Source organism: Paenibacillus sp. Soil750 (assembly GCF_001428045.1).
In the GTDB taxonomy this organism is placed as follows: domain Bacteria; phylum Bacillota; class Bacilli; order Paenibacillales; family NBRC-103111; genus Paenibacillus_E; species Paenibacillus_E allorhizoplanae.
In genome coordinates, this window is record NZ_LMSD01000040.1 from 16,907 (window position 1) to 43,168 (window position 26,262).

Genomic DNA, 26,262 nt, shown 5'->3' on the forward strand with positions numbered 1-26,262 from the left:
ACCTCCTGCGCTTAGAAAAAGAAGAAGCTCCCCTTTTGACCAGTGGTCAAGGGGAGCTTCTTCTTTGTTTGAGCGGGTGTTACATCCGCTCAGGGGCGGATACGCCAACCATGCGAAGCGTGTTGGCTAGGGTCGTGCGCAGCGCGCCGAGCAAGGCGAGGCGTGCTTGGGTCAAGGCTGCGTCATCTGTAATGACGTAGTGGCCTCTATAGTAGCTATGGAACTGGCTTGCCAGTTCGTACACATAGCGGATCAAGCGGTGCGGCGCATACTGCTCAGCCGCAATGGCGATCTCTTCCGGAAGCTCGCCGATCTTGCGCAGCAAGTCGAACTCGGCTTCCGAAGACAGCTGGGACAGGTCCACTTGTTCCAGTGGAAGCACTTGAACTCCTTGCTCTTCCGCCTGGCGGAAGATGCTGCAAATCCGTGCGTGGGCATATTGCACATAGAACACGGGGTTTTCATTGGACTGGGAAACGGCCAAGTCCATGTCAAAATCCAAATGCGAGTCCATACTCCGCATAGCGAAGAAATAACGAATCGGGTCCACACCGACTTCGTCCATCAAGTCTTCCATCGTAACGGCTTTGCCGGTACGTTTGGACATTTTGACCTTTTCACCATTCTGGAATAGGCTCACCATTTGGGCGATCAGCACGACAAGACGGTCTGCTTCAAAGCCAAGAGCTGTCATAGCCGCCTTCATCCGCGGAATGTAGCCATGGTGATCAGCTCCCCAAATATTAATTAAGCGGTCGTAGCCGCGTCCGAATTTATTACGGTGATAAGCGATATCTGGCGTAAGGTAGGTGAAGGATCCGTCGTTCTTAATCAGAACACGGTTCTTGTCATCCCCAAGCGGCGTCGTATTCAACCACGTTGCGCCCTCTTCTTCATAGATATGACCATTATCTCGCAGCTCTTGAAGCACAGGCGGGATAAGGTTGTCTTCATAGATGGACGTCTCGGAGAACCAATGGTCAAAATGAACACCAAAGCGGCCTAAGTCGCGTTTGATTTTATCGAGCTCTTTCTCAAGTCCATACGTACGGAAATAAGCACGACGCTCTTCATCCGACAAACTCAGTAGACGGTCGCCTTCTGTAGCTGCAAGTTCCGTTGCAAAGCCTTTGATATCTTCACCAAAGTAGCCATCCTCTGGCATTTCTGCTTCTTGACCAAGCGCTTGTAGATAACGTGCTTCAATGGATTTTGCCAAATTGACGACTTGATTACCCGCATCATTGATGTAGTATTCACGAGATACGTTGTAGCCAGCAAGATCCAGTACGTTACATAGCACGTCGCCTACGGCTGCGCCACGGGCATGTCCCAAGTGGAGGGAACCTGTAGGATTCGCGCTAACGAACTCTACTTGCACTTTGAGCCCTTGTCCTACGTTTGATTCTCCATAGCGTTCACCAAGCTTCGCCACATCAGCAATCACCGGGTAGAGGTAGACTTGATTCATTTTAAAATTGATAAAGCCCGGGCCCGCAATTTCCGCTTGCGCAATACTCGCTGCATCCTTATTCAGGTTGGCGATGATTTGCTCGGCAATTTGTCTCGGATTCTGCTTCGCAATACGCGTCAGCTGCATCGCTACATTCGTCGCGAAATCGCCATGTGTCTTCTCTTTCGGTACTTCCAGAATGATTTCTGGCAACTGCTCTTCGGAGACGATACCCGCCGCTAGAACAGCCTCTTTAATTGCTTGCTTCACTTTCGCTTTCACTTCGTTAAGAACATCCATTTGTCTTACTCCTCCTGAATTAACAACTTGATTCGATAGGCTCCTGTATGTGTGCCTGATGCATATAGATCATAGCTCCACCTCGTAATACCAATCCCATGGATGGCTTCCGAAGTCAGCTTGTGCGTCTCAATTTCCAGTTCCATTCGGAGCTGTGGTGTGTGATAAAAGCCCGTCCGCTTCTCTCCAGGAACGAAGGTTTGCTCCGCCTGTACATCCCCTTGGCGAATAATACGGATCTGATTGTCTTCGAGCTTAATGATCGTCACGGTCCGTCCAAGCTCGTTCGGCTCTTCTTCATAGCGGATATAGGTATGATCGCCTTTGCGATAAAGATCCCCGCGCGCCTTCTGCACCGTGGTCTCACTCCCGCTTCGACTTTCGATTCGAATCCGCACCCGCTGCTTGTCCGTCATGATTCGATAATCCCCTCTTCTTCTGTTGCTACGAATGACAACTCGTGTCACAACGTAGGCATGTTAGCTAATAGTTTATATGAAAGGATAAGTAAATTCAATGCATGGAGGGGGATTGAACGGCTAGGAGACGAGTTCGTGATTGTGACAATATGAAAAAAGCCTCCTGATCCGTTAGAAAACGGACTTGGAGGCTCATGTGTTATAACGTTGGAACTGGTCTACCGATAGCTGCCCATTGCTCTTTGGCTGGTCCATAGGCGCCGATAACCGAAAGTCCTGCCTGACGCATCAGAATCGTCAACTGACCACGATGGTGAATTTCATGCTTCAAGAAGCTGTATAGTGTTGTGCCGATCGTCCAAGGCATCCCGAACATCGTAACAACATCTTGCAAATTCTCGTCCGTCCATTGCGTGCGAATCGCGTTAAGTATGTTCTGTGTCGTTGTTCGATACGCGTCTGCAATGACTGCTGCCTGAGCAGGTGGGGCACTTATAGCAGCGGGCGATTCGAATTTCAACCCCGTCCCGTATAGCATACCGCGTTCTGCGTGGACCAGATGCCAGGCAATATAACCAAGAGGACGGTAGCCTTCGGCTTGAATTTGGTTTAGGGACTCATCTGTTAATGTATCCAGCAGCTGCTGGGTTGTAGCCGATTCCATTTGGTATTCTTGGATAAAGCTCTCAATCGTTGTAAACATATATAAAACCTCCTAGGGGTAGTGGTGGTACAGGCTCGCTTGTACTTGGTGCTAGTGCTAGTGCTCGTGCTGCTGCTCGCGCTAGTGCGATTCATGTCCTGTCCTTATGTTTACAGTATAGCTAGGTGCTACTGACAGCTGTATGGCAGTGTTTGAAATTTGTTTAAGGGAGAATTGTTACTTGAAGGAACGTAACAGAGGTTAGTTGAGTTGGGGGAGCGCCGAGGGCATGAAAGGGAACGTCAGTGCGCCATTTGACTCAAAAGCAGCTGAACGTAGTGCGTCAGTGAGTAACTATTGGTTATTGGATTTGGGTCCGTGGACAACACGCAAAAAAGGAAGCCAACAAATTGGCTCCCTCTTCTGTTCAAATCCTATTTATCCGCGATACCCGATACCGCAGCTTATTTAATCAAATCTTCAACGAATTTAGGCAGCACGAACGCTGCTTTGTGCAAGCGTGGTGTGTAGTATTTCGTTGGGAATTCTGGGATTGCTGATTCTTCTACTTGAAGAGGATCGTGCTTTTTGCTGCCCATTGTGAATGTCCACAAACCACTTGGGTACGTAGGGATATTCGCACTGTATACACGAACGATCGGGAAAATTTCTTTCACGTCGCGATTTACCGTTTGGATCAAATCTGCTTTGAACCATGGGTTATCCGTTTGAGCCACGAAGATTCCGTCTTCTTTTAACGCATCGAAGATGCCTTGGTAGAAGCCTTTGGAGAACAGCTCAACAGCTGGGCCTACAGGCTCTGTGGAATCAACCATGATGACATCGTAGGTGTTTTTGTGATCGTGGATGTGCATGTAACCATCATTAACGATAACTTCAACGCGCGGGTTGTCCAATTCGCCAGCGATTGTTGGCAGGTATTTCTTGGAGTACTCGATAACTTTGCCATCGATATCAACAAGAACGGCTTTCTTCACTTTCGGGTGCTTCATGATTTCACGAATTACACCGCCATCGCCGCCGCCTACTACGAGTACGTATTCTGGGTTCGGGTGAGTAACGAGCGCTGGATGAGCAACCATTTCGTGATAAACGAACTCGTCTCTCACTGTTGTCATAACCATGCCGTCTAGTGTAAGCATCGTGCCCCACTCTTCGGTTTCAATCATGGAAAGATCTTGGAAATCCGTTTGCTCTCTGACGTAAGTCTCCGTGACTTTCGCTGTAATACCGAAGCTATCGGTTTGTTTCTCTGTGTACCATAATTCCATATGTAACCCTTCTTTCGCTTCTCTATTTGGATGAATAATTCCAGACATTCGTTATCACTAACAGTGTTCCACCAGTTGGAAAAGTCATACGAGTTTGAGTTGTATTTCCCAGTCCTCTCACACGCACAAATTGTATTATAGTTCATTACCCCCAAAATGCAATATTTTCCTCAATCTTTTGGCCAATTAACAAAAAATATTTACAATTCGTTGAATACGGACTGCCATGCTTTTCCATACTGGGTAATAGCGCCTTTGGGCAAGGAGAAAGGAGGCAAGCGAAGCATGTCCGACAATGAGAATACGAATGAGAAGCCACGCCAACAAACACCAGAAACACAATCGGCCAGACGGAAAGATGATATTCCTGCTTCCATGCGGTGGATGAGACGAATCAAGAAGACCTTTTCGTTCTTCTTTACCTGCAGCCTATTGATGCTCATCGTGGCCGCTGCCTTTCTAGTTTATTTGCGCTCCCAAACACTTCCCGTCACCAAAACGATGCAAACCTCCCAGATGTATGATGTACACGGCGAGGTAATTGATACCTTTTATTCAGGGGAAAATCGGCAGGTGGTTTCATTAAGTGACATCTCACCTTACTTAATACATGCAACGCTCGCCGTGGAGGATCAACATTTCTACGATCATTTCGGCGTGGATATTAAAGCGGTAGCACGCGCAGCCATTGTGAATGTTCAAGCGATGGCCAAGGTGCAAGGAGCTGGCACGATCACGCAGCAGTTAGCTCGTAATTTATACTTAACTCATGATCGTACGTGGACCCGTAAAATCAAAGAAACCGTGTACGCCATTCAAATGGAAATGCAGCTCAGTAAAGATGATATCCTTGCTGATTATTTGAATCAAATCTATTATGGGCATTCGACCTACGGCATTGAGACTGCGTCTGAGCTTTTCTTCGGCAAGCATGCAAGTGAGTTAACCTTAGCAGAGAGCGCAATGATCGCTGGGGTGCCGAAAGGACCGCGTTACTATTCCCCTTATTATGATTTGCAAAATGCGATGGATCGGCAAAAGGTCGTTCTCCAGACGATGGTGAACAGCGGCTTTATTACTCAAAGCGCCGCTGATGCGGCAGGCAAGGAAAAACTAACGATTCTGCCGTTAACGAAAAAGAAGCCTTCCGCTGCGCCTTATTTCAGGGATTATGTACGTAACCTAGCGACGGAAAAGCTCGGCATTACAGAAGAACAATTCGATGAAGGCGGCATTCGCATCTATACCACACTGGATAAAAATGCTCAGGAAATTGCGGAGAATGTTATCACGAAGCAGCTTGAAGGCAAGCCCGAGTTGCAAGCCGCCTTGGTCGCGGTAGATCCGCGCACGGGTGAAATCAAAGCCATGGTTGGCGGACGCGACTACGCGGAAAATCAGTTCAACCGCGTGCTCTCGAATACACGACAGCCAGGGTCTTCTTTTAAACCATTCGTGTATATGGTCGCACTCATGAATGGCTTCACACCTGTCTCCATGGTCAAGAGTGAACCGACTGTATTTACCTATGATGAAGGGCGCCAGCAATATACGCCAAGAAATTTCAATGACCAGTATACCAACGGGAATATTGATATGCGGCAGGCGATTTCGAAGTCAGATAATATCTATGCGGTGCACACGATTCTCGAGGTGGGTCCACAAAAGGTCATAGACTTCGCACGTAAGCTCGGGGTTGCTTCGCCAATGAAGCCGCTGCCTTCCTTAGCGCTAGGCTCCTTCCCCGTGAGTCCGCTGGAAATGGCTTCGGCCTTTGCCTCTATTGCGAATCAGGGTGTGCATCATGAAACGACCGCGATATTGCGAATCGAGGATGCCAATGGGCGAGTCTTATATGAAGCAACACCTAAGGAGGAGCAAGTAATACCACCTGCTGTTGCCTACGTGATGACGAATCTCATGGAGAGCGTGTTCGAAGAGGGTGGAACGGGGAACCGTGTAGCCAGTACGATTAAGCGGCCAATCGCCGGCAAAACGGGTACAACTGATACGGATGCCTGGCTCGTCGGCTTCACGCCGGAGCTTTCCACTGCAGTCTGGGTGGGCTATGACAAGAGCCGCAATATCACAACGGTGGAATCCCATCTCGCCTCACCGATCTTCGCGGATTTCACCGAACAGACTTTGGATGCGATTCCGCCGAAGCTGTTCCCGATCCCTGAAGGTGTGACGACGGTTTACATTGATCCGCTAAGCGGCAAATTGTCTAATGAAGACTGTCCGAATGCCAAAATGGAGGCTTTCCTTACAGGTACTGAACCCACGACATATTGTACAGGTAAACCTGCTAATCCAGATGCGGCAGGCGGTCAAAAAGCCGGTTCCAAAGGCGATAACGGCTCTTGGTGGAACGATCTAAAACGTTGGTGGAACGACTAACATTCCACTAAATAAAAACACAAAAAGGCAGTACTAAGCGCGTCTTAGTCCTGCCTTTTTGCTGTCCTAGTATATGAGGTAACATACACTAGGGTATAGTATACCCGCTTCGACATTGCGGAACAATGGATGACACATAATGTTCATATTCTCCATATTCGCCGCTTAAAGCTTAGGAGAGTGCGTCCTTGAGGCTTTGATCCGAGCGGTTCCACCAGTCTTCATTGTGCGCAATCAGGCAGTTTCGAAGGGCTGTTCGCTCACTGTCAGACAAGCCCTCTAGGATGAATTTACGTTTCATTGCGCCGTCCATTTTGTTCACGTGCTCCGCAAGAATCTTCCATCCGCGGCGCGCTTCGGTATCGACTAGCATTTCGCAAGCGGACATCCCCGCATAGTACGCGCCCTCTTCTGTCCGATCAACCGCTACCCACACGATCCATGCTTTACGGCCATTCGGGACATCCTCCTTGTTCGTGGAGAACTTAATCCCTTTCTCGATCTTACTCTTCGCATGAAGAGTTCCTTCATCCAAATACGCTTCATCCCCATCAATAATGATGCCGGAGACGTTACTTAGATCAATAGCTCCTGCACCGAAGCCTTTGTGATTCACTTTCGAACTTACTATATTTAAGGCCAGCTTCTTCTTATCCGCTTCCATAAGGGCACCTTCCACTCTACATTAGGTTAATATGACGACATGCTTTCATTGTAGCGAAAGTCTCCCAGTAGAACAAGTGGCGGCGGGCTCCCCTGGACATTTCTCTCCACATTAGAAAGTATAAGTTTTCGGCTGCCGAAAACGTCTTTCTAATTGGCGATAAAACCTTCCTCCTTGAACGCGGTCGCTCATCCTTGAGTTGCCTCGTTTGGGGTTTTCTCACATTTCTTTCACCTCGCAGAAATATTCCCTAGGTTGTCTACATATACATGCTGTAGATGCTTGTTTAGGCGGGGTGAATCTCATGGATATGAATGCTCTATTCAATAGCCGCAAGGTACAGTGGTTTGCTGTCATGCTCCTTGCTGCCGGCGCAGTGTTAATAACGAACACCTTGCTCCCCTCCACTCCAAGAGGGACTGTTCCTGTCGTCTCTAAAGATGTTCCCCATGTTCAGACACCGGACATGCAGCCTGCAGATAATGGCAAACCGTTAGAAACCTCAACACCACTTAGTTATCGTATTGCCGAATATCACATGAATGTTGCCTACACACCAGAAACCCAACAGCTCCAAGGACAACAAACACTCACATGGGAAAATCCTGGCTCAGTTCCTGTACAAGACATGTATCTTCACCTCTATCCGAATGCGTTCGCTTCGAAGAAAACGACATTTATGCGCGAATCTGGTGGGAAGCTGCGGGACGACGAAGCGAAAGATGAGAGTAGCGGCAGTATGGAACTGCTTTCCGTGAAATCAGATACGGGTGATGATCTCACCAAGCGGATGTCATTCGTACAACCGGATGACGGCAATAAGGATGACCACACGCTGCTCAAAATACCGTTATCCAAGCCTGTTGGACCTGGAGAAAGTGTAACCATCACAACCGAATTCCTTGTTAAGCTGCCTGCAGCTTTTGCCAGAATGGGGTATGTCGGTGACTTCGTTATGGCTGGTCAATGGTTTCCGAAGGTTGCTGCCTATGAGCGCAAGGGAACTAGGGGACGAGCTGAGCCTGGCTGGGATCTCCACCAATACCACGGAAATTCCGAGTTCTATGCGGATTTTGGCATGTACGATGTGAAAATCCAGGTGCCTGCGAATTACATTGTGGCAGCGACTGGATTTCCTGTTAAACCTGCTGTGACGGACAAGGGCACGAAGACATACCAATTCTATGCCGAGGATGTGCATGACTTCGCCTGGTCAGCCTCTCCTCATTTCGTCTATGTGGAAGAGCCCTTCTCTGCACCACAAGTTCCAGGGGTAAAAATTAAACTGTATCTGGATCCTAATCATCAAGATTTAAAAGATCGTTACATGTATGCAGCCAAAAAAGCACTATCCCGTTACAGTCAGTGGTACGGAACGTATCCGTACTCTACCCTCTCGATCGTCGTCCCCCCTCCTGGTGGGAATGGCGCCGGCGGCATGGAATATCCAACCTTAGTCACCGCATGGGGAGCTAGCGACAAAGATCCAGACTTAGAACTGGAACGCGTCGTCGTCCATGAGATCGGTCACCAATTTTTCTATGGGCTCGTTGCCAGCAATGAATTCGAGGAAGCATGGCTCGACGAAGGCTTCACCTCTTATGCAGAGGATAAAGTGATGGAAGCCGAATACGGTGATGCACCTAATTTGCCTGTCGAATCTAGTTATATCACCTCACCAAATGGACTTCAGAAAGATGCATGGGCTTACACAGGACATGATCAATATGCTGAAAATGTGTACACGCGTGGCAAGCTCGTACTCAAAGCAATTGAGCAGCAAGTCGGCACTAAGACAATGGATCGTATCATGAAATCCTATTTCCAAAAGTGGCAGTTTAAACATCCGTCTACGAATGATTTCCAACAGGTCGTGGAGGAGATTAGTAAAACAGATTGGGATGACTTCTTTAATCAGTATGTCTATGGCAATCTGATGATGGATTACGCGGTCGAAAGTGTTCATGTAAAACCTCAGGGTACCAAGGGATCCGAGACTTATGAGAGCACGGTCCGCATCATTAAGCTTGGCGGCAACTCACCGGAAGTGCCGATTCAGTTCCACTTCGCAGATGGTACGACGCTAGATAAAACATGGGATGGCAAGGAAGGCAGCATTGACTTCAAATTATCACATGCCTCCCCTGTCGACTGGGTGCGAGTCGATCCTAAGTACACACTTATACTCGAAAATAAGCACATCAACAACTTCTATCAAACGCAATTAAATACGAAGTGGCAAATTCGGTGGAATCTCGGTATTATTCAATTCCTGCAAGCCATATTTGGCTCAGTCGCCTGGTAAGGACTTGGCTTACGTCTCATGACAAACTCTGAGCGTATCCTTACGATGCTAGTTTTCTAAAGAAAACTTTAAGGAGGAACCCTCGTTGGCCACCTATATCAAAGCAGGCTTCCGGGCAGCCATGGCGCAGCCCTTTGCCACGATCATTTTATTCCTATATCAGATGGGCTGGGGTATTCTCCTGTATAAGCTCGTACAAGGTATTCTAGTCCCCCTCATGCATCGGTTCCCTGGCGCTGAGCAACCCAAGCAGGCATTGCAGATTTTCCTAGCTGAGGGCCAGTTTCAGTTAATTAAAACAGATCTCAGCCATTCCTATCTATGGTGGCTTGCTATACTATTATGTGCTCGCATGCTGCTGACGCCTCTCTTAAATGGCGGCGTCTACTATTCACTCACTCACGCTCACCAGAATGCGGGATATCGTTTCTTTCGCGGGATGAAGGAGCTCATGCTCCCCTTCCTGCTCGTGTATCTGATTCGCATCGCACTTACGCTCTTCCCACTCATCTGGCTTATTCCCAAAGCCACTTATATTCTAGGGCATAGCAGCTCCTACGAGCAGATCATTATCAAGCTTCTTCCTTGGATACTCAGTTTAATGCTCTACGGTTTTCTCCTACAGCTTCTGTTTATGCATGTGCAATTCGCCATCGCGGCCAAGTTGGGTATCCTATCTACCATTTTCTCTTTCTTTCGACACTCGCTCCCGATTATCGGACTTGCCATTATCCTATTACTATTCACAGGACTTTTGGCAGGGGTCACAATCACGGCCACTTACCTATGGGCAGGACTGGTAGCCCTAATCATTTACCAACTGTATCCTCTCTTCCACATTTTCATCCAAATTTGGGGCATTTCTTCCCAATATCAGCTTCTTTCTGCCAAAATATCCAATTAATATCCAGCAAAACAGCGAATAGCTTAAGCGTTCTCCCCTTCTCTTTGAGAAAGGGGTTTTTTTGTCTATTTTTTGAATAATTGCACTTAATTTTTTGCCTATTATGTAACCATAAAAGAGGAAATTCAAACTTTATGACGAAATAAAAGAACTAGCATCAGAAAACCAAATATTTCATGCCGAATTCCTCAGTTTATGGGGAAACGGGGGAACCACTCCGGGTGAATTGATCTTGCAAGACAGGGATCATAGGGAACCTTCAACCGAACCCTCCAGCTAACCTCGTAGGCACCGGAAGGAGACAAGCAGTTGAAGAAAGTTGTTGGTCTTATTTTTAGTCTTGTTTTGTTTTTGAGCGTAAGTGTAGGAAGCGTTTTCGCAGCATCCAATATGGATAAAGCGGTAGACGAGCTTGTTGGAACTCCTTACAAATGGGCAGGAACGACAACCAAAGGATTCGATTGCTCTGGTTTCACGTCCTACTTGTTCGACGAGTTCGGCATCGACCTTCCACACAGCTCCAAATCACAAAACGGTGAAGGCTACTGGGTTGACAAAAGTGATCTTCGTAAGGGCGATCTTGTATTTTTCAACACAGATGGCAGCGGCATCTCTCACGTAGGGATGTACCTCGGTAATGGTGAATTCGTTCACTCCGCTACTAATCAAGGTGTTGTTAAGAATAAGTTGAGCGAATCCTATTATGCGAAGCGGTACGTATCAGCCAGACGTGTTCTATGGGATGATATCTACAATCAACTAACTGCTGAATCCAAGTAATATTCTCGGCACAGAATGAAGCCCTGCAAGCTTTGCTCGTAAGAGCGGTTTGTAGGGCTTCATTCATTTGAACGAGGCTATCGGCGTATACTACAACGTACAAAATAAACGGCTACGCCGTCATTCGAGGACTTCTCACAGTGTTTATGAAGAAATACAGCCAAATTATTATGTTCCGCATATAAATTGGTATTTTGAATAATGGCCCCTTGGCCTCGAGGAAGGAAAAGAACGCATGGACAACATACAAGACCGTACATCACCCCCATTTCCCGGCATCGTTCGATCCATTGATGAAATTAGAGATATGATTGGAGAGCCTCATCCTGCGGTACAAAATAAAGTAATCAATCAAATTGACGAACACGCCCAAGCGTTCATCGCCAAATCATCTTTATTCTTCTTATCTACATCGGGTGCGAATGGATTGTGTGATGTTTCCCCCCGCGGCGATAGCCCAGGCTTCGTTCGCGTTCTCGATAATCACCGCTTGATTTATCCGGAAAGACTCGGAAATCGTCGTATAGATTCTATGTATAATTTACTGGCCAACCCGCAGGTGGGACTTATCTTCATCATCCCTGGTGTCGAGACGGTGCTCCGCGTCAACGGACGCGCTTGGCTGACGAATGATGAAGAGCTCCTTGCGACTATGCAGCTTAACGGGAAATCACCGATCGCCGCTGTTGGCATCGAGGTGCAGGAATGCTTCGTGCACTGCAGTCGCGCCCTTAAACTATCCAAAATATGGGATACCGCAACGTGGGTGCCCGAACAGGAACAGCCGGATACTATGGCTATGTTCCGTGCACATCTGGCATTGAACAACATTGCGCTAGAGGAATAAGGATAAGCTAACTAGGCAGCAGCCAAAAAGTGTAACTTGACATGGCATGTTAGCGAGCCTATAATTACGGCATGTCGTTTTCTAGGGTTCCGCGGCGTTACACCGCCGGCTGGTCCAAGGGAAAACACACAGCAAATATGCTGTGGTCACGGAGGGAGAAAAGCCCGGGAGTCTATCGCAACAGTGCGATATTCCCGGGCTTTTCTCTGTTTATTTTGTGGCACTGACATCGTAAATCCCCTCATGAAGGAGTGTTCATTATGGCATGGTTATTTCTAGCTATTGCAGGTGTATTTGAGGTCGTATGGGCCATCTCATTGAAATTTTCCAATGGCTTTACGCGACTGGTCCCGTCAATTGTGACGATTCTAGGTATGATCGTTAGCTTCTATTTCTTAGCTGCAGCAACGAAAACTCTTCCGATCGGAACGGCCTATGCGGCTTGGACTGGCATCGGCGCTGTTGGCGCGATTATCATTGGCACTCTTTTTCTAGATGAACCAATCAGCCTAGTTCGCATCTTGTTTATGGTCTTGATTCTGGTCGGTGTGCTCGGACTGAAATTTACATCAGGGCACTAGGGAGCATTGTTCGCTTACACGCCACTTATCTGCGTGACCACATTGGCAATCCGGCGCAGGCGTGTCTCTTGTGTCTTCGCGTCCTCGACTTGGCGGACGAATTCTTTGCGCTTGGAGAAAGCGAGGGCCTCGAAGCGTTCTACGGCGCCCTCTTGTTCATATAGCGCTGTGTGTAAGTCTGCTGGGACTTCCACCGTTCGAGGGGCAAGATCCAACGCCAACGTCACTTCGACGGGGTCATCCGCCTTCAAGCCGGAGGCTTGTCTACGGGCTTCACTGAGCGGGATGAGGTATTCGCCACCCATGACTGCGATGGGTGTCCGATATGTATAACCGTTTAGGGTTACGGACACGCTGGGCTTTTTGCCTCCCGCTAACGTCGTCATAACCTCTTCGGGTATGGAAATCCCGGTGGCATTCTTATTCTGAGCTTTCATCACAGTCGTATGGAACGTTACACTCATGGTTATGGCATCCTCTATTTTCGTCCTGGAAGATAGCACCTTTGATTAGCTATTTAATTGTGTAGCTCACATACCAGAAGCTGCCCCCCACAAATATGCGCAAATGCTGTGACAAGGGGCGAAAAATGTCATTCAACTCTTCGTAGGTAAAATAGTTCTTAAGTATTTCATGCTTGGAGCCGTCGGCTAGCTCGCGTCTTTTGTAGGTGTCTTCGCTATCCTCATGAGTGATGAGCTCGCCGCCTCTGCCAGGCACATACACATTATCTGCGATAAAAACCTGCGCTCCGCTGCCCAATCGTTCATGGAAGCCTTGTAAAAAGCTGTCGATCCGATTCCGCGGAGTATGCGAGAACCAGAAGTTCGCTAGGCCGTAATCGAACTCCCCCTTTATCTCGGAGAGCTCATACGCATCTCCTTCCTTAAAGGACGCATTCCCCTTCGGCCATGACTTCGACTCCGCGATGCGCAGCACCTCTGGGCGAATGTCGACGCCAACAAGTTGCGCCGCTGTTTCTGCGGCAATGTGTGTCCAATAGCCTGTGCCGCAGGCAATTTCCAGCACACGGCGTCCCTCCACCTGCTTCTTCAGGATACCAGATAGCATGGCCAATTCTTGTTGATACTCCGCATCCTCGCGGTGATAAATCCGTTCATACTCCTCTGCCCGAGCGCCGTAGTAGGCTTGCATGCTCATCTTTTCCTTGTCCAGAAGCGTCTGCTTCTCCTTCACTTCGTGCAGGATACGATGTCTCGCCGACAGTAAATCCGCAAAAATCGCGCCACCCTGCGCGGCATAATTCGCAAGCAGCCCCTGCGTAGCCATGACGATCAGCTGTGTCATCGATAGTCCCGTGGCATCCGCCATCTCTTCTAGCTCGGATTTCACTTTCTCAGGCAAATAAACCGAGAGTCGTTTCGTTTTGTCTTGCTTGTCCTCCATGGTTAGTCGCCTCCTTTTATTGAATAATAACACATAATATGTACCATGTTAACACTTATTATGTTGTGTAATTAAAGTGGGTGCGCTGGCATCCAACCCTTCCCTCATATAAACACCATTCTACTTAAACAGCATCAGCGGCCAATTAACCGACTTTCTTATACTAATCTACTATCCATCTTTTCTTACAATCTGACTCTACCGCGCTCCCCATTGGATATATACAGTAGATTCCCGTTTTCGCCATCCAAAAAATAACTTTGATTGGACCTATCCACTCAAATACTTGAATTTCGCACTGAATAGCTTGATTTCGGGAGGGGCTACTGTATAAATCCAATGAAACAGCTATTTCATCTCCCGAAAATAGAATTACACTGGATAATTCCAATGGAGATGGGGTGAGTTGAGATAGGATTGAGATTGGATTGAGGTTGGTAGAGTTGAGATTGAGATTGAGATTGAGGTTGAGGTTGAGGTTGAGGTTGAGATTGAGGTTGAGATTGGTATTGGTATTGGTATTGGTATTGGTATTGCTAGCGAGTTAGGGAGGAGTTTCTTCAGTGAATGACTTATTAAATTGTTACTGTAGCTGCTAAGGTGGATCAGTGTTGAGTAGGCTGGATGATGGGCAAACAACCTAGCTAGTTTGTACGAGTGATCGTTGCAAGGTAGGAATACGTTGTTAAAGTTTTGATGGAAAACGTACAGTTAAATCTACGGAATTCCCTATCTGCAGTGGAATACCTGGAAAATATGTAGTTAATTCCGCCTGATTTCAGCTGAAGTCCCGAGAACGAGAAAAATAACTACCTTTTTTCCAGCTAATTGCGATTCGCACTCGAAAATCGTGAAATTCGCTGTAACTTCCCCATTTAAACGACGCGCCCAGCCCCTCAACCGATTCAACACTACTCCCCCTAGCGCGGCACCCGCTTCGAACAATAAAAAAGCCGAGCCCCACCCTTCGGATGGACGCTCGACTCTGTTACATCAGCTGACGTTCCTCGCCATAGCGGCGCTTGAGCTGATTTAAGAAAAATTGCAATGAAAGGAATAACAACGCAAAGCTTGTCCCGGCGCTGAGTATGATCCATGGGTGCAGACGGATATACCGTGCGCCGTAAGCGATCAGCGAAAGCCATTCCCCAGAGGTACTGATCGTGATCTGGAAGCCGGCTTCCTCGTCGCCGATCGTCTCTGTACCACCGAGCACGATATTGAATACGGCTAGCTGCCCCAGCAGGAATAGCACCTGCATGAACTCGCTTAAGAAGATGAACATCATTTCATTACGCATCGAAGGGAAAATGTGCCGAAGCGTCCGATGCCAGAACGAACCTCCCATGAGCCGGGATGCTTCAATAAACATTTTGCCACTATAATAGCGTGTCCGATCTGCGATCTGATGTGCCAACGGGAATATGCCAATTAGTGTAATTAAGATGATAAAGGTGATGCTGAACAACAGCTTGTTGTGTGGATCCGCTTTGGCCCCAAAGTCGAGCCTTAGCCCGTAATACATCCCCGCTAGCGGAGGATAGAGGAAAATAAATGCCGGCACTGCGGCAACCGCCCACTGTAAAGAGCGGAGCAGCCCTCTTCCCCTGCCTGTCATTCCGCTCCCTAATCCCCAAGGCAACGCCACCGCAAAACGAAGCAAAGTCAGACCGAGCGCCGTGCCTAATGTGTATTTTAATCCGTTCAATAATAAGCTGAGCATGTCGAACCCACGGTGATCGGTTCCAAGCAGGAAAGTGCTATTGGGTGCGTACGGCGGGATTGCGTACCTAGTTTTCCCATCTTCTTGATATTGGATCATGTTGATTTTGTCCTCTGGCGAAATGCCATGCGGCTTCAACCAGGACCCGAACACCATCACCAGCAGGAATAGCGCCAAGATTGCGATGGATATATAAAAGGCAGTAGAAGGCCGTTTTCTCATGGTCTAGCCACCTCCTCCGCACGGACCACGAACCGCTTCCGCAGCAGCGCATACAGGATATGAAAAGCCATGGCAACTACTCCAAGCACCACACAGATCGCAGACATCGAAGTAATCCCCTGGTAGATCGGCAGAATGATGAAGCCACCTAAACCTCCAATGCCACAAATCGCCTCCGCAACTGCCATACTAGCAAGGGCCAATGTCGTAGCTCTTGGCAAAATAGCCAACACATCCTCCATCACATTTCGCAGCACATGCGAGAAGAGCACCTCACGTCGCGTCAATCCTTTGGCTAGTGCAGTGACAACGTAATCCTGTCCCAGCTCACGTGCAATGGCGACACGCAGTGTCCCATAGATCGTCACCGACGGAATCAACGCAATCGTCAGAAATGGAATAAGGAATGGCGTTCTGTCACCCACTTGAACGATCAGCAGCACATAGTGACCAAGGAGCTTAGTCGCGTAAATCGCCGCCAATTGAATCAGCACAATCAGGAAAAAGTCTGGTAATCCAACAAGCAGCGCATGAGTACCATCCAGCACGATGCCAATTCGCCTTGATATCGACGCCCACAGAGCAACTAGCATACTGAGCAGGATAGCGAGCAGCAAGCCAGGTATGAAATAGGTGCAGGTTTTGAGCAGCATCTTAGGAATCGCTGTCGTCATCGCAACTTCCTTACGCGTATAAGGATCACGATATTTCCCAAAATCGCCATGCAAGAAGCCCTTAAGCTGATCTTTGACGGTGTAGCCATAGTAGCGCCACGAAATAATTGGCTTCTCTAGCGGTATGACCGAGGATCGCAGGACACCTTTGATTGTCATGGCTGTGCCTTGGTACTCCCAGAACTTGCCGTATGGGACTTCTAGCAGACCATTTTTCTCATTCAAAATCTTACTGCCAGGCAGCATCTCACTTAGCTTCTGCATGCTAATGCTCGAATTAACGGTCACTTTGATCTGATCGGGCTGGACGGATAAGAACATTTGCCTAATATTACTCAGCAAAAAAATACCGATCAGCGTGATCGCACCCAGCAATAGCCATCGTCCTATTGACTTCACTCCGTGCCACCTCTTTTATAATTCACCTTAGGTAAAATAGTCATTGTATGGTCATAGTTTATCACGAAGGTTTTGGGCAGGACTAGTCTATTCTCTAGAAAAAAGAAAAAGCCTCCACCTCCCCTAACTAACAGGGAGGTGAAAGCTTCTTAAGAACTGAACTGCGCCTGATGCAGGCGGCTGTACACACCGCCGACAGCGATGAGCTCCTCATGCGCGCCTTGCTCGGTGATGCCCTCTTCCGTCACAACGACAATGCGGTCCGCGTTCTTGATCGTCGCGAGTCGATGCGCAATGACGAGCGTCGTGCGGCCCTTCGACAGCTCCGCCAAAGACTGCTGGATCGCCGCTTCGGTCTCGGTATCCAGCGCCGATGTCGCCTCATCTAAGATGAGAATCGGCGGATTCTTCAAGAACATGCGCGCAATCGCGAGGCGCTGCTTCTGCCCACCGGAGAGCTTGACGCCGCGCTCTCCGATCACCGTATCCAGTCCCTTCGGCTGGGACTGGATATAGCCTTGCAGCTGCGCGCGGCGCGCAGCGTCCCAGATCTCCTCATCCGTCGCGCCTAGCTTGCCGTACGCAATGTTCTCCCGCATCGTGCCAGAGAACAGGAATACATCCTGCTGCACGATGCCGATTTGGCGGCGCAGCGATTCCAGCTCGATATGGCGAATATCGAGACCGTCAATGGCAATGCTGCCCTCGCTGACATCGTAGAAACGAGGCAGCAGGGAGCAGATCGTCGTTTTGCCTGCGCCTGAAGGACCGACGAATGCAACGGTCTCCCCTGCGCGAATGGACAGGGAGATGTTATTCAAAACACGAGCCTCGTCCCCATACCCGAAGGACACGTTGTTGAATTTGATTTGGCCATCGAGATGATCCACCTTCCGAGCATTCGGATGATTGGCAACCTCCGGCTCGGTGTCGATGACCTCTACGTAGCGCTTGAAGCCAGCGATCCCCTTCGGATAGCTCTCAATGACGTTATTAATTTTCTGAATTGGACCTAAGAATACATTCGTTAATAGAACAAAGGCAATGAACTCGCCATAGCTAATTTGCTTATCGATAACAAACCATGTGCCACAGATCAGTACGAATACCGTCACAGAACGCATTAAGATGTAGCTCAAGGAAATGTTCCACGCCATGATTTTATAAGAAGCCAGCTTCGTCAATCGGAATCGGCCATTATTCACCTCGAACAATTTCTTCTCATGAGCTTCGTTCGCGAACGCTTGTACGACACGAATACCGCCGATGTTATCTTCAACTCTTGCATTAATATCCGCGAGATCGCCCATCATGCGACGGAAGGTTTTGGTCATTTTCTGATTAAAATACACGGCAATCCATAGAAGAAACGGCACAATGACGAACGTTAGCAACGCCAACTTCACATTAATTTGCAGCATAAGTATCAGCGCGCCAATCAGTGTCATCACAGCGATAAATAGATCCTCCGGACCATGATGCGCGACCTCGCCGATTTCAAGCAAATCATTCGACATCCGCGACATGAGCTGCCCTGTTTTATTGTTGTCATAGAATCGGAAGCTCAGCTTCTGCAGATGAGTGAACAGCTTTTTCCGCATATCCGTTTCAATGTTAATCCCCAGCATGTGCCCCCAATAAGTAACGACGAAGTTCAGCAGTGTATTCAGCACATAGACGGCCAACAACCCCACACACGCCCAAATAATCCAAGCCCAATTCCCTGCAGGAAGCAATTTATCGATAACCTGATTGACGGCCAGCGGGAACCCCAGTTCCAGCAACCCAGCAACCACCGCACAAGTGAAATCCAAAATAAATAAGTGCTTGTAGGGTCGATAGTATGAAAAAAACCTTTTCAACATGTGTCTATTCCACCTTTCGTATCGTTGACAACCTCCGTGGCCTCGCATACGTAATGGCTGCAACATTGCCTATTATACCTGAAAACCTCCACAAATAGGCAGTTGTCGGAGGACATGTATCCAATATTTTCATATGAATAGGTATATCTTATCCTGGCTGTGGAGGCATGTCATCATGTTCAACAACTCTATGGATACGCGAACTGCTCTTCGCCTCGCAGCGATGTGCGGTCAAAGTTATACACAACTAGAACAAGGTACGGAAAGCGTTATCTTACCCGCTGCCTATCGTATTGTGACTTCAATCGCGGCGAATTCCGCTTTTGGCGGGCGTGAGTTATTTGGCTTTATTGCCGAATCCGATAGTCAAATAGTAATTGTATTTCGGGGCACATCCACTACATCGGACTGGATCTCAGATGCCATTGCTAGACAGACTAATTTCCCCTATGCCAAAGATGGCGGTCTCGTGCACCAGGGGTTTCTGGACATTTACGAATCCGCCCGCAAACAAATTGTAACTGCAATGAGTAAGCTATCCCCTCACAAACAACTCTACCTCACAGGGCATAGTCTCGGCGGCTCGTTGGCTACTTTATGTGCAGCAGATTTGGCAACCAACACAAAGTTTAGAGACCCGTCGGTCTACACTTTCGGTTCGCCCCGTGTCGGCAATACGACATTCGCGGGTCAATTTAATCGTAAAACAGGTCCCCATTATCGCGTGTATAATCGCAATGATATGGTTCCTTCGCTGCCGCCTCTCGTTTACAAATCGCCCCGTACGGGTGACCTCTATCACTATATCCATGTTAAAAAAGCCGTGGAGCTCGACTTTCCAACCGGGTCATTCGCTGGTAATCATGCCGTTAGCAGCTATTTCGCAGAGCTGGCTAAGCTCGATCCGAAATATGCGAAGCTCCTCTGTGCCAAGACGCCGGGCTTCTGCCCGAATTGAAAGAGACTATGGGAAGGTCCCCATAGTCTCTTTTCACCATATATGTCTATTAATGCTGCGCTGGGGCTTCTGCCGCATTCTCTTTTACAGGGAAATGCTTTTGAATCAACGAAATTTGACCAGAATGAATGCCTGTGTGATACATCAATCTTCCAACTGCTTCCAGCGGCGTCGATGGTCCCATAGGGGATTCAACCGGCACAGTCCAAGCCTCATGAGGCAGGTTACGCATCGCTTCAATTAGAAAATCATTTGAAGCTGTCAGATCATCGACTAGTTCTTGCAAGTTGGTGAACGCAGGTTTTACCTTCGGGCCATTAGGACCGCCTGCTGTATACAGCTTAATACCTGCTGGAATTTTCACACCGAAGAACCAGTTCGCAAACATATATTCAACCTCAGCATTATGACGAAGCATATAACCAATTGAAGCTGAACCTAATTCAAGGGTCAAATCAGCTTCAGGGAGCTTTTGGACTGTTTTATGAAAACGACCTTGGATCGCGTTCCAAATTGGCAATACCGTTTCAAAACTCATATGTAGACACTCCTTTGAGATTTAGGATCTTATCAGGACGTTTTAGCTGGTTGATGACCGTCTCTAGCTACATGTTCAAACTTCGTCGCTGCCAAATCAATATCGTAGGCTTGACCAAAACCAGCTACATAGCGGCCTTCCGTCGTCGAAAGCTCGAATAAGGAAAAATCCAGCGTTTTCAATACATTAATCATTTGCTTCCCAAAACGCTCACCAAACAGTTCGAAAATATCTTCTTTATCTTCATTCCCGATATTAGCAGCCGTACATAAGAAACGAGCACGTTGTCTTGCAAATAGATTCTCTGTGGAAGCTTCATCTTCAATTAACATCACATCAACCGAAGGATTGCTCTCCATATAACGGAAGTGGTTGGCGATCCGGCTAATAAAGATATACAGCTTTCCCTCTTTCTTTACAAAAGGAGCATAGGACGTGAATGGCTTACCTTTATCATCTACGGTGCTTAGCATTAACGTTTTCAAGCCTTCGGAAAACTTCAAATATTGCAGCTTGCTGCTTTCTAGATCTGGTTGTTTCATTAGGACACACTCCTACTTTTCTTTAGAATATGTATGCGGGGACCCACACCGTGATCGCCATATTGAATGTCAGTTTCTACCTCGTAAACATGTCGGAGCAGATCACTCGTCAGCACATCTTGCGGTGTGCCATATTGATACCGCTGCCCATTCTTCAGCACACAAATGTTATCGCTATACGCACTCGCATGATTTAAATCATGCAGAACCATAACCACCGTAAGGTTAAGCTCGCGATTTAACTTACGAACGAGTTCCAGCACATCCAATTGGTGCGCGATGTCCAGATAGGTTGTTGGCTCATCCAATAGTAATACCTTAGGACGCTGCGCTAGTGCCATGGCGATCCAAGCACGCTGTGCTTCGCCGCCAGATAAGGAGTTCACCAGACGGTCCTTGTAGGTGAGCAGCCCCGTTTGTTCCATTGCCCAGTTAATGATGTCGTAATCTTCCCCATTAAAGCGTTCAAACCATTTCTTGTGCGGCATCCGGCCATAGCCAACAAGCTCTTCAATCGTCATGTCAGCTGGACTTGTGTTAGATTGACACAACATGCACATGATACGCGATACCTGCTTCGTGCTGAGCGATTGCAGCTCTTGCTGTGCGATGCACACGCGACCGCTCTCACATGGAATGAGCCTGGACACACCTTTGAGAATCGTCGATTTCCCAGAACCATTTGGTCCGATAATCGAAACGATTTCTCCTTCTTTCACATCCAGCGAGAAATCGTTGACGATTGTTCTTTCCCCATATCGAATCGTTAAGGACTGTACATCAAGCACGGGCTGATTCCCCCTTTCGCATCAGATACAGGAAATAAGGACCCCCAACCATCGCCATAACAATGCCGGAGGGGATTTCTAAAGGAGCAAATACGGTGCGTCCGAGCGTGTCTGCAATCAGCAGCACGAGTGCTCCGAGCACGACACTCAGCGGCAGCATAACGCGATAATCGGAACCAATCAGCATGCGTGCGATGTGCGGGACGACGAGTCCCACGAATCCGACAAGCCCCACTGTCGATACCGAAATGGCAGCCAAGTAAACAGCAACAAAAGATAGGGTGAAACGAATGCGCGTCAGGTTCTGACCTAAGCTATGCGCTGCCTGTTCGCCTAGACGCAATATATTCGCTTGGCGAATACACAGAAGTGCAGCTATCCACCCCACGAGGGAGTAAGGGAGAATTGTTGTAACACTATCCATTCCCTTCCCAGATAGGCTGCCGTTCAGCCATTGAAGCGCTGTCGGAAGCTTGTCGCTATAGAGAATAGAAAGCAGTCCAATCACTCCGCCGAAGACGGCATTCACGGCAACGCCGGATAGAATAACCCGGATTGGTGCGAAGCCGGTTCTTTTACTCCATGCCCATACATAGACCATGATAGCAGCTACGGAGCCTCCAATGATGGCGGCTAACGGAACTAAGGAGTACAAGGTAGGAAAGGCCAATAAAATAAGCAATACAGCAACCGCTGCACCACTCGAAACGCCTGTCAATCCAGGATCTGCAAGCGGATTGAGCAGGACAGCTTGGAGTAATGCACCGGAAGCTGCTAGATTAGCCCCAATTACTAGAGCTAGAAAAACTCTGGGGATACGAATATCCCACAGAATGGTTACATTGGACTCACTCCCCTGACCAAATACGGTGAGGAGTGTATCCATTGGTGAGATACGGACACTGCCCAGGCCGATGGAAAGCAATGTGCCTACGAGAAGCAGCACACATGCGATCCCTATATACGTGACTTTTCTTTTCTGCTTCTCGACCACGAATGCATTCCCCCGTGCTTATTTATACAAAACTTGCGCTAGATCTTTGAATGCTGCAGGTGCATTGACGATGGATGCAATCCCGAAAAGATTATAATCTAGCGGTTTGAATTTACCGTTCTTGAACGCGTTCAACTTCTCCCATGAGCCGTTCTTCTTCAGGTCTTCTTCTAACTTCTTGGATACAGCTGCAGGGTCGCCATGAGCTACTAGCAAAATCACATCCGGATTCGTAGCAACAATGCTTTCCATGTTCAGAGGCACATACGCTTCTTTTAGCTTGAGTACATCGGAAACTACATTGGAAGCTCCAAGTTGTTTCACCAAGCTGCCTGTGAACGTGTTCTCGTTCATGAACATCAGAGACTCAGCGGATCCGAAAAGAATAAGGACCTTCGGTGCTGCTTTCCCTTTGCCAAGCTCACGTGCTGCTGTTTCTTCGGTTGTTGTTTTCTCAAGTAATGCTGTTGCTTTCGCTTCTTGCTTGAATAATCTACCTAAGACCACTGTAGAAAGCTTCAACTCTTCTAAGGAATCTACTGGAATGTAGGCAGAGGGTAGTTTAGCCGGTTGGAATTTCTTCTCTAGACTATCTTTAATGGAGGCAGGTGAAACAATGACATCAGGCGTTAACTTAGCAATTTGCTCCAAATCAGGTGCATGGGAGCTGCCGATTTTCGTCACGTTCGCATAAGCTGCTGGCATCTTGCTCGTTGTCGTTGGTACACCAACTGGCATAACGCCAAGCTCATTGAGAATTTCAGAGATCCCTACAGAGACAGTAACGACTTTCGCAGGGTTTGGTGTTTTGAACTGCGCAAGAAGCTCAGTCGCCTTAGCTTCATCAATCGCAACCTTAGGTGCTGCTGTTGGTGCTGGGGTTGCGGCTGCTTTCGCTTCAGCACTTGCTGCTGGTGTTGCAGCTGTCTCAGTTGAAGTCCCTTGACCGCAAGCAGCCGTCAAGGAGAGTAGAAGTACGGCCATACCTATTTTTATGGATGCCTGTTTCATAGTATGTTGAATCCCCCTATTATGTAATTGATAATGATTTTCATTCTTATTATAGTGATAATGATAATTGTTTTCAATAAGAATTTTTATGTCGTATTGCGTAGGGGGAATTTGACTAGACTTCTGCATGCAAAAAAACCGTGAAAGGTGCGATTTCGCTACCTTTCACGGTCTATTGGTCTTTGTAAGTGAGCCTATTCGAGCTCTGCAAAAAGCGCCGATGACAAATATCGCTCCCCGGTATCCGGCAGAATAACGACGATTGTCTTCCCTTTATTCTCAGGTCGCTTTGCCAGTTGAACGGCCGCAAAGGCTGCAGCCCCAGACGATATCCCGACGAGAAGTCCCTCGCTTTTGGCTAATTGACGCGCCGTCTCAATCGCCTCTTCATTACTAACCGTGAGGATTTCATCCACGACGGCTCGGTTAAAGTTATCCGGCACAAAACCTGCGCCGATCCCTTGGATCTGATGCACACCGCGTGTGCCGCCGGACAGCACGGGAGAATCCGTAGGTTCAACGGCCACAATTTGAACATCGGAATGTCGCTGCTTCAGAATCTCTCCAACACCTGTAATCGTACCTCCTGAACCTACGCCTGCTACAAAAATATCAACTTTCCCACCTGTATCTCGCCAAATTTCTTCTGCTGTGGTCTTCCGATGAACCTCAGGGTTGGCTGGATTGCTGAACTGCTGCGGGATATAGGAATTGGGCAGCCCAGCAGCTAATTCCTTGGCTTTGCGAATAGCGCCCTGCATGCCTTCAGCAGCTGGTGTGAGCACAAGTTCTGCGCCAAGGGCTCTTACAATTTTGCGGCGCTCCTCACTGAACGAGTCCGGTAAAATAATGATCAACCGATAGCCTAAAGCTGCTGCAGCAAAAGCCAGACCTATGCCCGTATTCCCACTCGTCGGCTCGATAATGACGGTATCCTGATTGATCTTCCACTTGCGTTCTGCATCCTTCAGCATGGCATAGCCAATACGATCCTTTACGCTGCCCGCCGGATTGAAATACTCCAGCTTCGCGACAATGCGAGCTTCAATCCCTTGCCTTTTATTGAAATTCCAGAGCTCAAGCAACGGTGTATTTCCGATGAGTTCTGTTAAATTATTATATATTTTGGTCATGGAGGACCCTCGCTTTCGCAGGTGTAATATTAAACCGATACGTTTAGTGGGATATGTATAAAGTATAGCACCTGTTTCGAGGGAACTTAAATCAATAATCCTGATGAAGAAGTGTGGTATTTTCTTATATTGCGGGATTTAGGCGACGGGCCGTTGCGCCCCCCCATGTGGCTGAAGGGTGGTGATGTCACCGTATTGGTAATGATAATGAGAAGCTTTACCTGTATAAACTACAGCTAATTCCCGTGATTTCTCGGGAAAATCGGATTTAAATGGAAAATCTACAGTTAATAATAGCCGAACTTACCTTTACAGCCTCCTCGGTCAAAATTAACTGTACAAAATCCATTTATTGCGATGAATTAGGAAAATGCGGCGAAATTAACATCATAAAATCCATCTAGTTCGACTCTGAAGCACATTAGGCAAAATTCGATGCAAGTCAGTATGGATTAGAAGAGAACTATGACGCGTACATATGGTACACTGATTTTCAGATGATAAAAATCATAAGAGAGCAAGGGGAATCCACAATGAAACTGGTATCTTGGAATGTAAATGGCTTGAGAGCCTGTGTGAATAAAGGGTTTACGGATTATTTTAAAGAGGTGGATGCGGATCTATTCTGCTTGCAAGAAACGAAGCTGCAGGAGGGGCAGATTGACCTCGATCTGGGAGACGGATATAAGCAATATTGGAACTATGCGGAGAAAAAAGGGTATTCCGGTACCGCCGTTTTCTCGAAAGTAGAGCCACTTTCTGTCCGATATGGCATCGAAGAAGATTCCGAGCCTGAAGGTCGCATCCTGACGCTAGAGTTCGAGAATTTCTACCTCGTGACTGTGTATACGCCCAATGCGAAGCGTGATCTATCCAGATTACCCTATCGGTTAGAGTGGGAGGATCGGTTCCGTGAGTATTTACTCGGATTGGATGCGATTAAGCCTGTGCTGATTTGCGGAGATTTGAACGTTGCCCATAACGAGATCGACTTAAAAAATGCCAAAGGCAACCACAACAACTCCGGCTTCACCCTCGAAGAGCGTGGCAAAATGACGGACTTATTGGCAGCAGGCTTTCTCGATACGTTCCGGCACCTATACCCGGAGAGAACTGACGTGTATTCGTGGTGGTCCAATATGCCAGGCGTTCGTGCACGGAATGTGGGCTGGCGAATTGACTACTTCCTCGCCTCAGCGCGATTAGCACCTAAGATCACAGAGGCATCTATTGCCTGTGATATCTTGGGAAGCGATCATTGTCCGGTGGTTTTGGAGTTAGAGTTAGCCTAAAGCACTTGGCACCTGGCTGATCCAATCCCCGACCTAAGGAGGAGCACCTGCTCCGACCATGGTCGCTTCTGGAAATAACTCCCTGAATGGTAAGATCGAATCAACAAGAATTCGATGAGCTGTGAGGG

General features: G+C 47.9%; 26 protein-coding genes and 2 riboswitches. Of the genes, 9 read left to right on the forward strand and 17 right to left on the reverse strand.

Annotated features, from left to right (window positions below):
• Positions 1-79: 79 nt before the first annotated feature.
• From argS to ASL11_RS27600, 3 genes are all read right to left on the reverse strand, one after another.
• Positions 80-1,753, reverse strand: a complete 1,674-nt coding sequence (gene argS / locus ASL11_RS27590) for an arginine--tRNA ligase (protein ID WP_056621978.1) — start codon at positions 1,751-1,753, stop codon at positions 80-82.
• Positions 1,754-1,758: 5 nt separating this feature from the next.
• Positions 1,759-2,169 carry a DUF1934 domain-containing protein gene (locus tag ASL11_RS27595; protein ID WP_056621981.1) on the reverse strand — a complete coding sequence of 137 codons (411 nt, stop codon included), beginning with the start codon at positions 2,167-2,169 and terminating at the stop codon, positions 1,759-1,761.
• A 202-nt stretch (positions 2,170-2,371) separates the two neighbouring features.
• Positions 2,372-2,875 (reverse strand): DinB family protein, encoded by a 504-nt coding sequence (locus ASL11_RS27600; protein WP_056621982.1) that lies wholly within the window; start codon positions 2,873-2,875, stop codon positions 2,372-2,374.
• A gap of 229 nt (positions 2,876-3,104) precedes the next feature.
• Between ASL11_RS27600 and ASL11_RS27605 the strand changes: the two genes are divergently transcribed.
• Positions 3,105-3,287: a hypothetical protein gene (locus tag ASL11_RS27605; protein ID WP_056621984.1), complete on the forward strand. Its 183-nt coding sequence runs from the start codon at positions 3,105-3,107 to the stop codon at positions 3,285-3,287.
• Here ASL11_RS27605 and speE read toward each other — a convergent pair.
• Entirely contained in the window at positions 3,280-4,107 is an 828-nt protein-coding gene (speE, locus tag ASL11_RS27610) for a polyamine aminopropyltransferase (RefSeq protein ID WP_056621986.1), read from the reverse strand. The genes ASL11_RS27605 and speE overlap by 8 nt on opposite strands.
• A gap of 285 nt (positions 4,108-4,392) precedes the next feature.
• Between speE and ASL11_RS27615 the strand changes: the two genes are divergently transcribed.
• Positions 4,393-6,507: a transglycosylase domain-containing protein gene (locus tag ASL11_RS27615; protein ID WP_056621987.1), complete on the forward strand. Its 2,115-nt coding sequence runs from the start codon at positions 4,393-4,395 to the stop codon at positions 6,505-6,507.
• A gap of 172 nt (positions 6,508-6,679) precedes the next feature.
• On the opposite strand, the gene ASL11_RS27620 is transcribed toward ASL11_RS27615, so the two are convergent.
• Positions 6,680-7,171, reverse strand: a complete 492-nt coding sequence (locus ASL11_RS27620) for a YwhD family protein (protein ID WP_056621992.1) — start codon at positions 7,169-7,171, stop codon at positions 6,680-6,682.
• A 304-nt stretch (positions 7,172-7,475) separates the two neighbouring features.
• Here ASL11_RS27620 and ASL11_RS27625 point away from each other — a divergent pair, with 304 nt between their 5' ends.
• From ASL11_RS27625 to sugE, 5 genes are all read left to right on the forward strand, one after another.
• Positions 7,476-9,476, forward strand: coding sequence for a M1 family metallopeptidase (locus ASL11_RS27625; protein ID WP_235550598.1), 2,001 nt, complete (start codon positions 7,476-7,478; stop codon positions 9,474-9,476).
• Between the two features lie 85 nt (positions 9,477-9,561).
• Positions 9,562-10,380, forward strand: a complete 819-nt coding sequence (locus tag ASL11_RS27630; protein ID WP_056621994.1) for a hypothetical protein — start codon at positions 9,562-9,564, stop codon at positions 10,378-10,380.
• A 167-nt stretch (positions 10,381-10,547) separates the two neighbouring features.
• A riboswitch (cyclic di-AMP (ydaO/yuaA leader) is annotated at positions 10,548-10,686 on the forward strand.
• 3 nt (positions 10,687-10,689) lie between these two features.
• Positions 10,690-11,160, forward strand: a complete 471-nt coding sequence (locus ASL11_RS27635; protein ID WP_056621996.1) for a C40 family peptidase — start codon at positions 10,690-10,692, stop codon at positions 11,158-11,160.
• 235 nt (positions 11,161-11,395) lie between these two features.
• Positions 11,396-12,007, forward strand: a complete 612-nt coding sequence (locus ASL11_RS27640) for an MSMEG_1061 family FMN-dependent PPOX-type flavoprotein (protein WP_056621999.1) — start codon at positions 11,396-11,398, stop codon at positions 12,005-12,007.
• Between the two features lie 70 nt (positions 12,008-12,077).
• Positions 12,078-12,180, forward strand: a riboswitch (guanidine-I (ykkC/yxkD leader).
• A gap of 87 nt (positions 12,181-12,267) precedes the next feature.
• On the forward strand, positions 12,268-12,588 hold the full coding sequence (sugE, locus tag ASL11_RS27645) for a quaternary ammonium compound efflux SMR transporter SugE (RefSeq protein ID WP_056622008.1): 321 nt from the start codon (positions 12,268-12,270) through the stop codon (positions 12,586-12,588).
• A 14-nt stretch (positions 12,589-12,602) separates the two neighbouring features.
• Here sugE and ASL11_RS27650 read toward each other — a convergent pair whose 3' ends face one another.
• The 6 genes from ASL11_RS27650 to ASL11_RS27670 all read right to left on the reverse strand — a co-directional run bounded on the left by ASL11_RS27650 (position 12,603) and on the right by ASL11_RS27670 (position 18,878).
• A complete protein-coding gene (locus ASL11_RS27650; protein ID WP_056622010.1) occupies positions 12,603-13,052 on the reverse strand; it encodes a YdeI/OmpD-associated family protein in 450 nt (149 codons plus the stop codon).
• A 49-nt stretch (positions 13,053-13,101) separates the two neighbouring features.
• On the reverse strand, positions 13,102-13,995 hold the full coding sequence (locus tag ASL11_RS27655; RefSeq protein ID WP_056622013.1) for a methyltransferase domain-containing protein: 894 nt from the start codon (positions 13,993-13,995) through the stop codon (positions 13,102-13,104).
• Positions 13,996-14,757: 762 nt separating this feature from the next.
• Positions 14,758-14,904, reverse strand: coding sequence for a hypothetical protein (locus tag ASL11_RS36785; protein ID WP_157257079.1), 147 nt, complete (start codon positions 14,902-14,904; stop codon positions 14,758-14,760).
• A gap of 79 nt (positions 14,905-14,983) precedes the next feature.
• Entirely contained in the window at positions 14,984-15,940 is a 957-nt protein-coding gene (locus ASL11_RS27660; RefSeq protein WP_056622015.1) for an ABC transporter permease subunit, read from the reverse strand.
• A complete protein-coding gene (locus tag ASL11_RS27665) occupies positions 15,937-17,013 on the reverse strand; it encodes an ABC transporter permease subunit (protein WP_056622017.1) in 1,077 nt (358 codons plus the stop codon). The genes ASL11_RS27660 and ASL11_RS27665 overlap by 4 nt, the downstream gene beginning before the upstream one ends.
• Before the next feature lie 149 nt (positions 17,014-17,162).
• On the reverse strand, positions 17,163-18,878 hold the full coding sequence (locus tag ASL11_RS27670; protein WP_056622019.1) for an ABC transporter ATP-binding protein: 1,716 nt from the start codon (positions 18,876-18,878) through the stop codon (positions 17,163-17,165).
• Between the two features lie 175 nt (positions 18,879-19,053).
• On the opposite strand from ASL11_RS27670, the gene ASL11_RS27675 reads away from it, so the two are divergent.
• Entirely contained in the window at positions 19,054-19,836 is a 783-nt protein-coding gene (locus ASL11_RS27675) for a lipase family protein (protein ID WP_056622021.1), read from the forward strand.
• Between the two features lie 49 nt (positions 19,837-19,885).
• Here the strand turns inward: ASL11_RS27675 and ASL11_RS27680 are convergent, their stop codons facing one another.
• The 6 genes from ASL11_RS27680 to cysK form a co-directional block, all read right to left on the reverse strand.
• Positions 19,886-20,374, reverse strand: a complete 489-nt coding sequence (locus ASL11_RS27680) for a DinB family protein (RefSeq protein ID WP_056622023.1) — start codon at positions 20,372-20,374, stop codon at positions 19,886-19,888.
• A gap of 32 nt (positions 20,375-20,406) precedes the next feature.
• A complete protein-coding gene (locus ASL11_RS27685) occupies positions 20,407-20,916 on the reverse strand; it encodes a HugZ family pyridoxamine 5'-phosphate oxidase (RefSeq protein ID WP_056622025.1) in 510 nt (169 codons plus the stop codon).
• A complete protein-coding gene (locus ASL11_RS27690; RefSeq protein ID WP_056622027.1) occupies positions 20,916-21,704 on the reverse strand; it encodes an ABC transporter ATP-binding protein in 789 nt (262 codons plus the stop codon). Before ASL11_RS27690 ends, ASL11_RS27685 begins: the two co-directional genes overlap by 1 nt.
• On the reverse strand, positions 21,697-22,698 hold the full coding sequence (locus tag ASL11_RS27695; protein ID WP_056622029.1) for a FecCD family ABC transporter permease: 1,002 nt from the start codon (positions 22,696-22,698) through the stop codon (positions 21,697-21,699). Before ASL11_RS27695 ends, ASL11_RS27690 begins: the two co-directional genes overlap by 8 nt.
• An 18-nt stretch (positions 22,699-22,716) precedes the next feature.
• Positions 22,717-23,709 carry a helical backbone metal receptor gene (locus ASL11_RS27700; protein WP_056622031.1) on the reverse strand — a complete coding sequence of 331 codons (993 nt, stop codon included), beginning with the start codon at positions 23,707-23,709 and terminating at the stop codon, positions 22,717-22,719.
• A 194-nt stretch (positions 23,710-23,903) separates the two neighbouring features.
• On the reverse strand, positions 23,904-24,842 hold the full coding sequence (cysK, locus tag ASL11_RS27705; RefSeq protein WP_056622032.1) for a cysteine synthase A: 939 nt from the start codon (positions 24,840-24,842) through the stop codon (positions 23,904-23,906).
• Positions 24,843-25,375: 533 nt separating this feature from the next.
• Here cysK and ASL11_RS27710 point away from each other — a divergent pair.
• Positions 25,376-26,134: an exodeoxyribonuclease III gene (locus ASL11_RS27710; RefSeq protein ID WP_056622034.1), complete on the forward strand. Its 759-nt coding sequence runs from the start codon at positions 25,376-25,378 to the stop codon at positions 26,132-26,134.
• Positions 26,135-26,262 lie beyond the last annotated feature (128 nt).